The following is a 14446-nucleotide window of genomic DNA, read 5'->3' on the forward strand; positions in this document are numbered from 1 at the left end:
CCACTTCCTCACGGCGCCAGGTTCGTGTCGTCATAGCCTTCCAGGTCACATTCATCCAGATTATGATCTTGTATAAATTGCTCCGCTGCCGCTGTCTGGCCCTGCTGCCGTAGTGCGGAGGCGACCAGCACGGCCGCTGTCCAGTCATCGGGTTGAATGGCTAGGACTTCGCGGGCGATCCGTTCGGCTCCGGCCGCACGTCCAGCCCGCAGCAGCACCCGCGCCCGCCAGAGGGCAGCTAGCTGTTCCTGGTCTTCGAGACTGAGCCTACGGAACCCGGCGATAGCGAAATCAAGCCGGCTCAGGGCCTCGGTCAGCTTGCCGGCTGCCGCGAGAATCCGCGCAGCGAAAACCTCGATACCCAGACTCTCGGCGGTTTCGGGCATTGACTGCTGCTTGGTAAGCGCGTCGAACCGCTCGAGTACCCGCGGGGCGATCGCCTCGTGATATTCGGCCAGCATCCATGGCAGCGCCTTACGCAGTGCACGGTGTTCTCCAACGCAATCGCCGTGACGCCGGTGTAGATCGGCCGCTTTGAGCAGGAACTGTGCCGACTCTGCGTTCCTGAATACGTCAGCGGCCTCCTCAAGCAGTAACTCAGCCGGCGGCACCTGATCGGGAGGTGCGGGCAGCCCGAGCAGTTCATCCAAAATCGACTTCGCGTCGTCGCGGTGTTGCCATGACTTGGCGTACAGCTGCCACAGCAGGTACCTGCCGCGGCTCGCATCGTCGATCAGCTTCTCGCGATCCAGGCAGCGCACCGCCTCCTCGGCTGCCTCGGCAGCGTCTTCCCAGAGCGCGGCATCGCGCAGCGCGAACGCTACCTGCAGACGCGTTGTGGCGGCTGCTGCGCTATCGCCAGCAGCGGTTTGCGCTGCTACCCGCTCCAGCAGTGGGCGGATCGGATCGGTGGCTCGCTGCTTCTCAGCGACTGCGGGCTTGCCGGCGAGCACGGTTAGCGGCAGGCGTTCCACTAACGGGACCGCAGCGAGGCGCTCCTTGATCCGTTTGGTTTGGAAGGTGTTGCCGTTGCGGGCGTCAAAGCGTGCGGCCACATCAAGGGAGAACTGGGCCAGTTCGTCATGCAGGGCCTGCACCGTGGGGCTGGCTGGCGTTCTGCCGTCGTCGAAGCGGCGCCGAACGGTACGGCTGCCGTGTCCTTCGGAGCAAAGCCGGGCCAATACCAGTGCGCTCGCCGAAGCGAATTCCATGGCGGCGTATGGCGTGGACGGCCGCTCGAGCCAGGGAAGGTAACGCTCGATGAGTTCCAGGCCACGTTGCTCGTTTCCGGTGCGGCCGCAGAACTGTACCTGCAACGCCAGGTTGTCCAGGTGGTGCCGGTTGTCGCGCAAGTTCCGGTAGGCGACCCGGTGGGCTTCAACTGCCTTATCCAGTCGTCCGGTGATGACGTACGGCAGCATCAGTTCCGACAGTATCCAGTGTGGCTGTTCATTACACCCGCCGTTGACGTACGGTTGCCCGACAGCGACGGCTTCTTCGAACCGGCCGACTGCGGTCAAATGGCGGACCTGACTCGACGGTACGCATGCGCGACAATCCGACAGGTTGTCACGTTTGGCGGCGGTCAGCTCGTCGTACCAAAGCTGAGCTGCGTCCAGGTCGCCGGTATGATGCGCCGCAAGCCAACGATGCTGATAGACCGCGTGCAGGCTATGCCCACCCAACTGGTAGCGGCGCTGCATGTCATCGAGCACGGCCACCGTGCGGTCCAGTGGAATTTCTGGAAACTGCGGCAGTGACCACACGATCCATTTGAACTGCCACAGCAGATCGTACCCATGATACCTGGACGCCACCTCTGAGTTTGCATCATAGGTGGACAAACACCAAGAAAAAGCGAGGAAAGCGCGGGTCGGGTCGCCCGCATAGTGGAATTCACGCACCCCACGCATCCGCGCCTCGAACGCGAACGCGTCATGCCCGGCGGCATCAGCGTGCCGGAACACCGCGTCCAGCGCGGTGGACCGGCTCAACCCGCGGGGCAGATCGTAGGCTTGCTCTTCCAGCTGCCGTAGCTCCTGCTCGGACATCGTCATTGCGGCCCCCGCATGGCCCGGCCCAGCAGACCAAGAAACGACTGGTTCGACGCCGCAGTGTCCACTGGGCGCAAAGGCTGGCGGCCCATTAGCAGCGCTTGCACGTACAGGCCCTCCACCGCGAACCCGGACAGCTCTTGATCACCCAATCCAACAACCTGGCGCACCAGCGGATTGCGGTAGTTGAGCACCAGCTGGGGCCGGTCATCCCGACCCTCGGTGAACGAAGCCAGAATCGAGGACCACACCGAATCGGCCTGCTGTTGGCCACGCCGGAGATCAACCTGTAGTGCGGTGTCGCCACCGAGCAAATACAGTGCCGGCAGGCTGACCGGATCAAATGCGCGCACCAGCACCTCGACGCCCATCCGGTCCAGAGTGTGCTGGGCGAGGGACAGGAACGGCTGGATCGACAACTCCACAGCCGACTCCAGCGACTCGAGTCGCATCGTCAGATCGGCTGGACTCAGAATCTCCACCGGAACAGACTCGTCAAGCACAGACATCCGAGCCAGTAACTGCGCATCGTACACATAGCCCGCGTTCACCACGGGAATGCTCTGCGCCGCCGCCACCGAAGCCAGCTGGCGGAACTCATCCACCGAAGGGCTGTACCGCACCACGCCGTATCGGTCGCTGAACTCGGCCAATGTCAGCGGGCCGACGTTAGTCTCAAACGGCCACCACTGGGCTACGAGGCGCAACATCTCGTCGTCGTGAACTGCAAGAGCCTTGACGCCAAGATGGTGAATGCGGAGAAAGTCCTGCAGCCGCCGCGGGTCGGCGACTCCGAGCCGCGACATCCAGCCCCGCAGTCGTTCGCCTAACGCCTCCCGCACCTGCTCCAGCAGGCTGTCCTCGTACAGCGCCTCCCGACTGGCGGTCGGGCGCAACTCACTGGTGTCCACCACGCATCGCACGAAGAACGCCCAGTCCGGTAACAGGCCCTCGATGCTCTCCGACAGCAGCATCTGCTTCAGATAGACCCGGTGCGCCACGCGTGACGCCGGATTCGCCGGCATCGGAAGCACGAACGCGACCCCACGTACACCCGCCTCGGCGACGTCAAGGTCAATCACATCGAATGGAGTGAACCCGAATACCTCGTGGGCGTACGCGTCCAGCCTCGCCCGACGCAACGCAGCTGGTTCAGTCGAATCGGTTTCCCACGGGACGCGCCCGGTCGTGACAATCTGGTCGCCGACCCGAAGAGTGATCGGCAACATCGAACCGTACAGTATTACCAGCTCGGTCACGTTCTTGCTGTTGAGCCAATGCTCCTCGCCCCGCCGAGGCACCAGCGTCACGGTCGTTCCCTGACTTTGGCGCTGCCGGTCTGGTGCCAGTACGCTCACCTCGTAGCGACCATCGGCGTGTCCGATCCACTCCACGGACGGCCCATTGCCAAATCTGGTCAACACCCGAATCTCGTCGGCCACCAAAAAGCACGACAGCAGGCCGATGCCAAACTGGCCCAGAAACTCGTGCCGGGCAAAATTCAGATCGTCGCGTTTAGAGCTCTGGCCGATCGTGGCTAGCAGCTCGTGGACCTGCGATTCGGTAAGTCCGATCCCACTGTCATGGACCCTGAGCGTGCCATCTCCGGTGAGTTCGGATGGCTCAAACCACACTTCACCCGGCGCCATCACCTCACCCAGGCGGCGTGCGGTGATCGCATCTGCCGCGTTCTGCATCAGCTCCCGCACATACACGCGAGGGCTAGCGTATAGATGGTGACTAAGCAGATCAACAATCCCTCGAAGGTCCACATGAAAGGTGTAGCCCACGCGCCCCGTTCCTCCTGCTCAAGGTCAACCGGTGCACCGTACCTGCTCACCCCGTCCGCCGCCTACCCCTAATCGGTGCGACCGACTTAGCGGCCGCCGCCCACCAGCAAGCACGGCGATTTGCCGCCCGCTTGTATCCCATCAATGCCTCGAAATTTCCGCGATCTGGGCAAAGGCGACGAAAGTCCGCCGAACACCAGTGTCAGGACCGCGCTTGCGCACGTCGGCCGGAACACCAGAGCCGGCGCCACCGACCGGCGCTACGTTTCGTCGGCGGACGCCGCCAGCGCGCCGACTCAGGCCCGCCTCCCGAATGCCAGTCGCCGTTGTCTTCTCAAGCTGCCCCGCATCAGCAAGGCGATCGGCGCGGCCGGCAGCGCCTTGCGCTCCTCGGGGCGGGCAGCCGACGCCATCCAGGGCGGCATGAAACCAAGGCTCCACTTCGGCGCGGATCGCACCATTGCCCGGTCGAGCATCTTCCACTCCCGATCACCGAGCACGGGCTTGAGCCGTCCCGCAAGCTCCCGCTCCTCGTCTGCGGTGTGCGTCAACAACGCCTGACGCAGGGCGAGCCCCACCTCGGCCAGCGCCGCGAAGGCGTCCTCACCCCGCTGGGCTTCGGCGAGTAGCTCCCGTGCCCGCTCCAGCAGGCCCGCCAACTCGTCGTGCTCGGTCGTCATCAGCTCGATCGCCTCCACCGGAGCACCACGCGACCGCAGCATCGGCCAGAACACCTCATCCTCGACCTCGTGGTGGTGCGCGATGAGTTGGAGGACCCGGTCACCGTAACGACACAGGGCCTTCGCCCGCACCGGATCAGGCCGGTCGGCGAGCGCGCGGGCCGCGTCGCTGATCTGCTGGACGTCGCGCACCATGGCCCGATGGACGACGACCATGACCTGGTACCCGGATGCCCTGGTGAGGAGATCGTGGCTGGGCGCCCGGCATGGCGGCACACCCCATCGGGCATCGTGTTCCGGAAGGTACCGGCCGGCTCTTTCCGGATGGGTCTGTCCGACACGGAGCTGGACGCCCTTCGCGCCATCGAGCGCAGCGGCGGTGTCGAAGACACCCTCGAGCCGTTCCTCGCCCGTGCCGAGGACGCACAGCCGGTACGCGAGGTGTGGGTCGAGCCGTTCCTGATCGCCTGGCACCCGCTGACCGTGGCACAGGTCCAACACTGGCTGCCCGACTACGAGGACGAATACGCCGACGCCGACACCGGCACGGCCCGGCTCGAAGATGACCTGGAAGACCTGCTCGACCTGTTGCCGTTCCGGCTGCCGAGTGAGGCGCAGTGGGAGTACGCGGCCCGGGCCGGCACCACCACGTTGACCTTCCGCGGTGACGGGAAGCCCGGCGAGGACCAGCTGCTCGACGACTTCGGCGACGAGACGCGGACGGCCGCCGGGGAAAATGCGTTCGGGCTGGCGGCGATGGGGTCGGAGAACGAGCTCTGCGCCGACACGTGGATTCCCGGGTTTGCGGGCGCGCCGGCAGACGCGCTACCGCGGACGGGCAAGGGGCCCAGGACCACGCGCGGCGGAGCCGCCGATGTCTATCCGTGGCAGGGCTGTGACGAGTGGCTCCTGCTACTTTCCGCCATGCGATACGAGCACGCACAGTTCACAGCGGTCCGCCCGGTCGCACCACAGCCACCAAGCTGACCGTCGTTTCCATGGATCTGGCGCCGCGCCCGGATTAGAAGGACGACCACTGGCGACTGCACCGTTGCTGACGACCATGGCGGCAGCGGGCCGAGGTGCGGGTGTCAGCCGTCTCCAGCCACGGAAATACGGATGGCGACGGGGCTCCCCGCGGCATTGACCTCCAGGTGAACGGGGAAAAAGCCATCGCCAACGGAGGTCATTGCCATCATGACCCGAGCACCGCCGATCTCGATGGTGGCGGCCTCGTTGTCGGACGCCCGTACGCCTGCCATGACCTGCCAGTGGTGTGAGTGTGGACGAAAGTCGAAGGCAAATTTACGGCTCGGCGCAACGTTTCTGTGGTCGTTGAGCGCGACCGCCCGTGCGTAGGCGTCTCGAACCGGGAGGTTGAGCCAGCCGTAGCCGTCCTCCCCCGGCGTACCGGTGCGCGGTGCGCCGAACTCGGCCGCGACCTGCTCCTCGTCCCGCCCCCAGAACACCACGTCTGCGAGCCCGTCGAGGGGATACTCGTGCACCCATGACCCGAGGGCGTCCGCGTCGGCGAAGACGAACCGGGCGTAGTCCACCCCGATTCTGCCGAGCTGGCGGGTAGCGACGGCCGCGCCCTCGCGCAACCCGATCCGCAGCTGCGACCAGCCCCACTCCCCCGGCACCGCGGTCACCGGCAACGGCCGTTCTGTGGGCACACCGCCGACAGGGACGACCGGCACACCCATGATCAAGAAGTCGGGATTCCCCTCGGCGATTGCCAGTCGAGCCCTGTCCCGATGCGAGATCCGCTGGGGGAACAGGCGCAGCGCAGCGTCCTTGGCGTGTGCACGGCAATGCTGGGCGAACAGCCTCGAGAACTCGTCGACACCGTGCTGCGGGATGTCATACAGCATCCGGCCGGATTGGTGATCGAACAACCTCGCCGCCACCTCCGCGTCGGAACCGACGATCTCGAAGTCGGATGCGGGCAGGGCTGTGGCGCCGTCAAGCTCGTCAGGGGACCGGCCTCCCGACCACAGCTCCAGGTAGCCACCGTCCATCAGCACAAGCTCTCCTGATGGGCACGTCACCTCGCCGAGCAACACGGTCTTCTCCATGATCATGAGTTTAACTGACCCAGCAACCACAAGATCGATCGCTGAGGTGGAAGCCATGCCAGGTCTCACTGTTGACCCGCGGTCGTCGGGGCCACCGTCCTGCTCGCCGGCATCCTCCTCGGGCTGCTCGGCGCCGGCCTGGCGATCCCGCTGCTCGGGGACCGCGGTGACGTCCAGGGCGGACCGATCACCAGCCACGCCCTCGCGATCGGCGTCTATCTGGCACTGATCGGGGTGCTGTCGATCGGCCTCAGCGCCGCTCTGCGCGGTCCGGTCGCCCCACTCGTCTCGATCTTCGTCGTGTTGGTGGTCATCCCACCGATTCTCACCACCCCCGACAACGTGGTCCTCAACCACCTGGCCGCCGCGCTGCCGGGGACCGCCGGCGACCACTACCTGCGCGGAAGCAGCGACCCCTATCCCCCGGCGGTCGGCCTGCTGATCGTGGCCGCCTGGGCGGTGGCCGCGCTGCTCGCCGGCTGGTGGGTCATGCGTCGCAAGGACGCTTGACCGGATCGTCGCACTTGAGCCGGCCTGGTCCGATCGGGTGGTCAGGCCAGGCCGGCCGGGCCGGTGATGCTCTGCGCAACTTTGGTTGACTATTCATCGCTAGTCAACTAAAGTTGCTTGCATGTCGATTGAAGTCCAGTCCTCGGAGGATCCCGGCGCTGCACTCGCCGCCGTCACGACACTGCGGCGCCTGGCTGACCAGCTGGAAGATTCTGCCGTGGAGCGGGCCATGCGATCCGGCTGGAGTTGGCCGCAGGTTGCTGAGGCGCTCGGTGTGACACGGCAGGCGGTGCACAAGAAGCATGCCAAGCGGCTCGTTGCTGCCGGCGTTGTACTGAGGAGGCGTTGACCATGTCCACAACAGTTCGCAGGTACGTGCAGGCCGTCGTCGACCAGGCCGGGATCGAGGCCCAGAAGGAAGGTGCCGCAGCCATCGAGGCTCAGCACCTCCTCCTGGCAATAGCCGCAGAACCCGAGGCGAACACGCAGCAGGTGTTGAGCGCAGCTGGTCTCGACTACGAGGGCATTCGTACCGCTCTGCAGCGGGAGTTCGAGCAGAGCCTTGGCGTGGCCGGGGTGTCGCTCGCCACCTTCGACGTGGCGATTCGTCCCGGGGCGAGCCACGCCCGCCCCACCAAGCTCGGCGCCTCGGCCAAACTGGCCCTTGAGCGGGGCTTGGGCAAGCGTCGGGGTGGGTCGCCACCGCTGCACCTGCTGCTCGGCATTCTGCAGGCAGAGAAGGGCGCCGTGCCGCGAGCGCTCGCCACCGCCGGGATCAACCAGTCCGAGCTCACGATGCGGGTGATCGAGGTACTCACCGTCCACGATGGCTGACGAGCGCCCTGCTTCTCTCGCACCTTCCTACCTGGCCCCGGCCGATACCCGCTCTGCGGGTCCACCCGGCGGACACCTGGCTTAGCGACCTACTGACCGGAGGTCTCCGCCCGCCGCACGCCTACCAGTGCGGTGGAGACAACGAGCTACGCTCGTCCGGCGCGTACTGCAGCTGCCGCGGGCCGGGCTGCGGCCCGGTAAGCCCGGATCACACCGCCGACGCTGCGCCTGACCGCGACGCGAAGAACGACAGGAGGTAGTCGTTGAACGGGACCAGGGCTGGCGTGTTCTGGTGGAGCTGGATCGGTTTCGCGGCATACTTTGTATTGCTACAGGCTGTTTTCAACGACGCCGCCGGAATCTTTGCAGTGTTCGTCAGTGTCATCGCCGCAGCTCCGGTCGCCGCCGTCCTGCATTACTCCTGGCGTCGCAGAAGAGACGGCTAGCAAGAGAAACCTGCCCAGGGTCAACCGGTGCTGGTGGCCGTCGCGATTGCGGTTCCAAGCTGGCGGAGAACGGAAACCACCCCGTCGGTCGAGGGCGAAGCCATCGCTGCCCTGACACTCCGGCAGACACCGCGACCTCGACGCGAACATCCAGGCCATCATCCGTCCCGGACGGACCACCGGCGGGAGGTCCGTACGAGAGGTCGATCCGGACCAGCAGGCACCGGCGACCCGGTTCCACCCAGGGGTTGATCATGCTGCACACCCGTCGCCGGCCCACGAGGACCCATCGGCACCTGGATGATCACCGAGGGTGACGCCCGCCGCCATATCGCCGCGATCCGGAGCGTCCGCCCCCACTCGCCATATTCTTTACCTTGCCGAAGCCCTGCGGTCAAGGATCCACAAGGGATTATGACGAGTATTACATGCCCTTCTAGGCAGACTCACAATGGTAAATAATCATCCCAACTTCATGGCCACGCACCAGGGGAGGGAACCACAATGCGCTGGCGGCGGGCCGAACTTTACGAACTCGGCAGATCTACCCCCTACCCCGAGTAGCGACTTCTCACGCAATCACCGATTCGGTCCTCAAAATTTCGTGTAGCTGAGCGCGACCGGCCGACCCGGCGCGCTCAGTGCTGCGCCACTCCTTGACTGTCGACCCGTCCCGACAAAGGTGAATTATATATGCGCTCGATGCTGCCTAAAAGTGGGGCACCATCCAATTTAGCCAGATCCGAAACAATCGATCGAATGATCGCCGATATCCAGGATGCACGCGCCTTACCTGGTCTCGCCTACACGTCGAAAGACCTGTTCGCCTGGGAGCTGGAGCGATTCTTCGGGCAGGGTTGGCTGCCGGTCGGCCGGGTCGCCGAGTTCACCGAAAAGGGCACCCAGGCCGCCGTCATGTCGGCCGGGCGCAACATCCTGATCACCGGCACCGGCGACGGGGTGAACGTCTTCGTCAACGCCTGCCGTCACCGGGGGCACGAGCTGGTCGCCCCCGCCTGCACGGTCCGGCGCGCCCAGGTCTGGTGCGCCTACCACGCCTGGGTCTACGGGCTGGACGGCGAGCTGCGCCGGGCGCCGCGGTTCGAGGACGCCGCCGGGCGGTACCCGCAGGGCATGGGCCTACTCCCGGTCCGATCCACCGAATGGAACGGATGGCTGTTCGTCAACCACTCCGGGGACGCGGACGACTTCGGCGAATCCCTCGGCAATCTCACCGACATTCTCGCGCCCTATCATCTCGGCACCCTCACACAGGTCGGCACCGAGGTCTACGACGTCCACGCCAACTGGAAACTCCTCGTCGAGAACTACCTGGAGTGCTACCACTGCCCCAGCACGCATCCCGAACTCAGCAAGGTCCAACGAACCGTTAACGGCGAGGGATTCGCCAGCACCGGGATGTGGCTCGGCGGTTCCCTTGATCTCAAGAACTCTGCGGCGAGCATGTCCCTCGACGGAAAGGGCCCGGAGTGGACCTTTCCGGAGCTCGACGAGAACCGGGCCCGACAGGTCTGCTACCACGCGGTGCTACCCGGTCTTTTCGTCACCGCGATGCATGATTACGTGGTCACCCATCGCCTCGACCCGGTGGCCCCGGATCGCACCCGGGTGATCTGCGAATGGTTCTTTCCGGAAGAACTGCTGACCAGCACCGGGTTAACGCCGGATTACGCGATCGATTTCTGGAAGACCACCAATCAGCAGGACTGGGACGCCTGTTCGTCCACCCAGCGCGGTGTCGCCGATCCGCGGTACGTCGCCGGCCCGCTCGCCTCGCACGAGGAGGAGCTCCACACCTTCGTACGGGCATTGGCCGACGCGTACCGCACCGACAGCCAGCTCCGTCCGCTATGGACAGCACGGTGAGCGGTACGCGAATCCGGACCGGCGTCGTCGTCGTCGGGGCGGGTCTGTCCGGTCTGTGTGCCGCGGAGGCTCTCGCCGCGGACGGGCACGACGTCGAGGTCCTGGAGGCCTCCGACCGGCTGGGCGGACGTACCCGCACCGAAGCGGCGCCGCTCGGGCTCGAACTGGACTGCGGCGCTGCGTACCTCGGGAACCGGCACACCGAGGTCCGGCAGCTGGCCGACCGGCTGGGCGTGCCGCTCCAGCGTACTGTCGCCCCCGGCGCCGCGCTGTTCGACCTGTCCGGTCGCCGGTACCGGGACGACGACGCCGACGCGCCCTTCAACGCTCTGGCCCTCGGCCTCGCCCTGGACCGCATCGAAGAGCTGGCCGAGGCGGTCGACCTCCACTCGCCCGGCTCGTCACCGGACGCGGCGCAGCAGGACCGGACCACCGTCCGCGGGTGGCTGAGCACCGAACGGATGACCTCCGCGACCACGGTGCTCATCGAGCAGATCGTCCGGGAGATGCTGGCCTCCGAGCCGGACGAGGTGTCCCTGCTCCACTTTCTCTTCTACGTCAAATCCGGCGGCGGTCTCGACTTCCTCACCGCCTTCACCGGCGGCGCCCAGGAGTTCCGCCTGGCCGGTGGAGCCGCCGGGCTCAGCGAGCGGCTCGCCGCCCGGCTGAACCGCCCGGTGCGGACCGGTCGCCCGGTCCACCGCGTCTGCGGCACCACCGGCGGGATCCGGGTGGAGGCCGACGGCTTCGTCGCCGACTGCGAACGGGTCATCCTGGCGATCGGCCCAGCACAGGAACGAGCCGTCGAAGTGGCGATCCCGGGCGCGGGCGCCTCACCGGTGCCGGCATCCACCGGCGGCTCGGTGGTGAAGGTCCACCTGGTTTACCGGACGCCGTTCTGGCGCGACAGCGGGCTCAGCGGCTGGGTCACCGCGGACCGGGCACCGCTGCGCTTCCTGGTCGACGACTCCAACGGGCGCAACGGCCTCGGTGTCCTGGTGGGATTCCTGACCGGGGCGGAAGCCCGGGCCTACCGCGCCGGCCGGATCACCTGGGCAGACCTCACGGCCCGGCTGGCGGACTGGTTCGGACCCCCGGCCCTGGCGCCCGTGCACGTCACCGCGCAGGACTGGCAGCGGCAGCCGTGGGTCCAGGGCTGCTACGCGGCGGTGCCACATCCCGGCGCCTGGCTCGACGCCCGATCCCCCGGCGACCCGGGCGGTCCACTGCACCGGGTGGGTGCAGAGCATTCGCCGTACTTCTTCGGCCACCTCGAGGGCGCCGTCCGCTCGGCCAATGCTGCCGTCCGGCGGATCCCCCGCCCGGCCGGATCCGGCGAACGGGTACCGCGGTGAGCGCTCCGGGCGTCCGGCACGGGCTCCTGCTCCCGAACGCCGGCTACTACGCCGACCCGGCGCGGTTGGTCGAGGTCGCGGTCCGCGCGGAGGAGTCCGGCTGGGACGGACTGTTCCTCTGGGACCACCTGATGTTCGCCCGCGAACTGCGCCTCCCGATGGCCGATGCGTGGACCGTCGTCACCGCGATCCTCGCCCGCACCACCCGGCTGCGCAGCGGCCCGCTGATGACCCCCCTGGCCCGGCGCCGGCCGTGGAAGGTGGCCCGGGAGGCGACGACACTCGACCACCTGTCCGCCGGGCGGCTGGTGCTCGGGGCCGGACTGGGCGCCGAACCGGACCTCGACTTCGGGGCGTTCGGTGAACCCACCGGGCTGCGGACCCGGGCCGCGAAACTCGACGAGGCGCTGCGCGTGCTGTCCGGCCTGTGGCGCGGGACCGAGTTCAGCCACACCGGCGAGCACTACCGGGTCGACCGGGCCACCTTCCTGCCGACGCCCCGCGGCACCGACCGGCACGGCCACCCGGCCGTCACGATCTGGAGTGCCGCCACCTGGCCCGCCGCGCGGATCGGAGCGCTGCGCCGCGCCGCCCGGTTCGACGGGGTCGCCCCCATGGTCCGCGACGACCGCGGGCACCTGCGCGGCCCGGAACCAGCGGAGCTGACGGCCATTCTGACCCGCCTGGCCGAACTGGCACCCGGGCAGTCCCCGGACCGCCCGTACGAGGTGGTCGCCCTGGACCGCAGCCGGCCCGGCACCGGTCAGGCCGCCGACCGGACCGGTCTGCTGGCCGCCGCCGGGGCGACCTGGCGCATCGAGGCGTTCGACCCCTGGCACCGATCCCCCAAGGAACTGACCGGCTGGCTCGACGCCGGCCCGCCCGACCACGATCGGAGAGCAGAATGACCGCCACGTCGCCGGCTCGTCCGGCTGGGCCACGCAGCGCGGACCCGAGCCCCTGGCCCGAACCGATCCGCTCGTGGAGCGGGCACCCCGCCCCACCGGCGCCCGCCCGGTGCATCCACGACCTCGTCGCGGAGGCAGCCCGCCGCAACCCGGACGCGGTGGCGGTGTCCAGCGGCGCAGACCGGCTGACGTACGCCGAACTGGATGCCGTCGCGACCGCGCTCGCCGCACACCTGGTCAAGCGCGGAGCCGGACCGGATCGGGTGGTCGCGGTGCTGGCCAGAAGGTCCCCGCGGCTGATCGTCGCGCTCCTGGCCATCCTCAAGGCGGGCGGCGCGTACCTCGTCCTCGACCACGACGCCCCGCCGGCCGCCCTCGCCGCCCTCGTCGCGGACGCGGACCCGGTGCTACTGCTGGCCGACCCGTCCCTGTCCGGCGCCGTCGGCGCATGCGGTGCACCCGTGGCCGACCTGGACCGGCTCCTCGCCGAACCGGTCACCGACCCGGTGCCTGCTATCCCGGTCACCCCGGAAGACCTGGCGTACGTCAGCTACACCTCGGGGTCGACCGGCGAGCCGAAGGGTGTGTGCGTCCCGCACCGCGCGGTCGCCCGGTTGGTGCAGCAGCCGGACTGGGCGTCGTTCACCGCGGACGACGTGTTCCTGCAACTCGCGCCGGTCGCCTTCGACGCGTCCACGCTGGAGATCTGGACCCCGCTGACCCTCGGGGGCCGGCTGGCGATCCACCCAGCCGGCCGCACCAGCCCCGACACTCTCGCCGAGGTCCTGACGGAAGAGCAGGTCAGCGTGCTCTGGCTGACGGCCGGTTTCTTCCACCACATGGTCGACACCCGGCTCGACGCCCTCGGCGGCCTGCGGCACCTGCTCGCCGGTGGGGACGTCCTGTCGCCCGACTTCGTCGGTCGTCTGCTCGCGGCGCACCCGCACCTCACTTTCACCAACGGCTACGGTCCGACCGAGAACACCACCTTCACCACCTGCTGGACGGTGCACGGCCCGGCCGCCATCAACGGGCCGGTCCCGATCGGGCGGCCGGTCAGCGGGACCGGGGTGGCGCTGCTCGACGCCGGGCACCAGCCGGTCCCGGTGGGTGAGGACGGCGAGCTGTACGCCTTCGGCGACGGCCTGGCGAGCGGCTACCTGGGCCGCCCGGACGCGACCGCCGAGAAGTTCCTGAACCTGCCCGGACCGGACGCAACCCCGGTCCGCATGTACCGCACCGGCGACCTGGCCCGCTGGGAGCCGGACGGCACCATCACGTTCCTCGGCCGCGCCGACCAGCAGGTCAAGATCCAGGGATTCCGGGTGGAACCGGGCGCGGTCGAAGCCGCCCTGACCCGGCTGCCAGAGATCAGCAAGGCGGCGGTCGTCGCGCAGGCCGACGACGACGGCACCAAGCGGCTGCAGGCCTTCGTGGTCACCGCCCCGGACGCACCGGCCGGACCGGCCCTCGTCGCGCACGTGCAGGACCGGCTCCGCGAGACGCTGCCGGCCTACCAGATCCCGCACACGGTCACCGCCCTGGACGAGCTACCGCTGGGGCCGACCGGGAAGGTCGACCGGTCCGCGCTGCACGGACCCGCCGTGGCCGGCCGCAACTGCACCGCCGTCTTCCGGGCACCGCGGGGAGAGCTGGAGACCAGCATCGCCGGGATCTGGTCCGAGCTGCTGAGGGTCGACCCGATCGGCGCCGACGACGACCTCTTCGAACTGGGCGGCCACTCGTTGCTCGCCGCGCGCGCCCTGCACGCGATCCAGCGCGCGCACGGCGTCCGGCTCACCTACTTCGACCTGCTCGAACAGCCCACCATCGCCGGTCTCGCCGCCGCGGTCGAGGACCCTGCCCGCTGACCTTCCACGCCCGTTTACCTCATGAGGAGGACG

The 14446-nt window shown here is 67.9% G+C and carries 12 protein-coding genes; 8 read left to right on the forward strand and 4 right to left on the reverse strand.

Translation table 11 applies throughout. The features are described from left to right. Positions 1 to 8: 8 nt before the first annotated feature. The 3 genes from H0524_RS10590 to H0524_RS10600 form a co-directional block, all read right to left on the reverse strand. The gene (locus H0524_RS10590; protein ID WP_255435877.1) at positions 9 to 2057 is read right to left on the reverse strand and encodes a hypothetical protein; all 2049 of its coding nucleotides are present in this window, start codon (positions 2055 to 2057) and stop codon (positions 9 to 11) included. Next, positions 2054 to 3844: an HSP90 family protein gene (locus H0524_RS10595; RefSeq protein ID WP_180198508.1), complete on the reverse strand. Its 1791-nt coding sequence runs from the start codon at positions 3842 to 3844 to the stop codon at positions 2054 to 2056. The genes H0524_RS10590 and H0524_RS10595 overlap by 4 nt, the downstream gene beginning before the upstream one ends. A 296-nt stretch (positions 3845 to 4140) precedes the next feature. Next, positions 4141 to 4740, reverse strand: coding sequence for a hemerythrin domain-containing protein (locus tag H0524_RS10600; protein ID WP_180198509.1), 600 nt, complete (start codon positions 4738 to 4740; stop codon positions 4141 to 4143). Between H0524_RS10600 and H0524_RS10605 the strand changes: the two genes are divergently transcribed. Further along, positions 4726 to 5511, forward strand: a complete 786-nt coding sequence (locus H0524_RS10605) for an SUMF1/EgtB/PvdO family nonheme iron enzyme (protein ID WP_180198510.1) — start codon at positions 4726 to 4728, stop codon at positions 5509 to 5511. The genes H0524_RS10600 and H0524_RS10605 overlap by 15 nt on opposite strands. A gap of 104 nt (positions 5512 to 5615) precedes the next feature. On the opposite strand, the gene H0524_RS10610 is transcribed toward H0524_RS10605, so the two are convergent. Further along, a complete protein-coding gene (locus H0524_RS10610; protein ID WP_309225066.1) occupies positions 5616 to 6590 on the reverse strand; it encodes a hypothetical protein in 975 nt (324 codons plus the stop codon). 246 nt (positions 6591 to 6836) lie between these two features. On the opposite strand from H0524_RS10610, the gene H0524_RS24595 reads away from it, so the two are divergent. The 7 genes from H0524_RS24595 (at position 6837) to H0524_RS10650 (ending at position 14413) form a co-directional block, all read left to right on the forward strand. Then, the gene (locus tag H0524_RS24595) at positions 6837 to 7112 is read left to right on the forward strand and encodes a hypothetical protein (RefSeq protein ID WP_255435879.1); all 276 of its coding nucleotides are present in this window, start codon (positions 6837 to 6839) and stop codon (positions 7110 to 7112) included. A gap of 121 nt (positions 7113 to 7233) precedes the next feature. Further along, complete coding sequence (locus tag H0524_RS10620; protein WP_180198512.1) at positions 7234 to 7461, forward strand: hypothetical protein; 228 nt, start codon at positions 7234 to 7236, stop codon at positions 7459 to 7461. A gap of 2 nt (positions 7462 to 7463) precedes the next feature. Continuing rightward, positions 7464 to 7946 carry a Clp protease N-terminal domain-containing protein gene (locus H0524_RS10625; RefSeq protein ID WP_180198513.1) on the forward strand — a complete coding sequence of 161 codons (483 nt, stop codon included), beginning with the start codon at positions 7464 to 7466 and terminating at the stop codon, positions 7944 to 7946. 1205 nt (positions 7947 to 9151) lie between these two features. After that, on the forward strand, positions 9152 to 10279 hold the full coding sequence (locus tag H0524_RS10635; protein WP_180198514.1) for an aromatic ring-hydroxylating dioxygenase subunit alpha: 1128 nt from the start codon (positions 9152 to 9154) through the stop codon (positions 10277 to 10279). After that, entirely contained in the window at positions 10276 to 11634 is a 1359-nt protein-coding gene (locus H0524_RS10640; RefSeq protein WP_180198515.1) for an FAD-dependent oxidoreductase, read from the forward strand. The genes H0524_RS10635 and H0524_RS10640 overlap by 4 nt, the downstream gene beginning before the upstream one ends. Further along, entirely contained in the window at positions 11631 to 12542 is a 912-nt protein-coding gene (locus tag H0524_RS10645) for an LLM class flavin-dependent oxidoreductase (protein ID WP_180198516.1), read from the forward strand. Before H0524_RS10640 ends, H0524_RS10645 begins: the two co-directional genes overlap by 4 nt. After that, positions 12539 to 14413: a non-ribosomal peptide synthetase gene (locus H0524_RS10650; RefSeq protein ID WP_180198517.1), complete on the forward strand. Its 1875-nt coding sequence runs from the start codon at positions 12539 to 12541 to the stop codon at positions 14411 to 14413. The genes H0524_RS10645 and H0524_RS10650 overlap by 4 nt, the downstream gene beginning before the upstream one ends. Positions 14414 to 14446 lie beyond the last annotated feature (33 nt).

Origin of the sequence: Salinispora sp. H7-4, from assembly GCF_013416675.1 — a bacterium.
Taxonomy (GTDB): Bacteria; Actinomycetota; Actinomycetes; order Mycobacteriales; family Micromonosporaceae; genus Micromonospora; species Micromonospora vitiensis.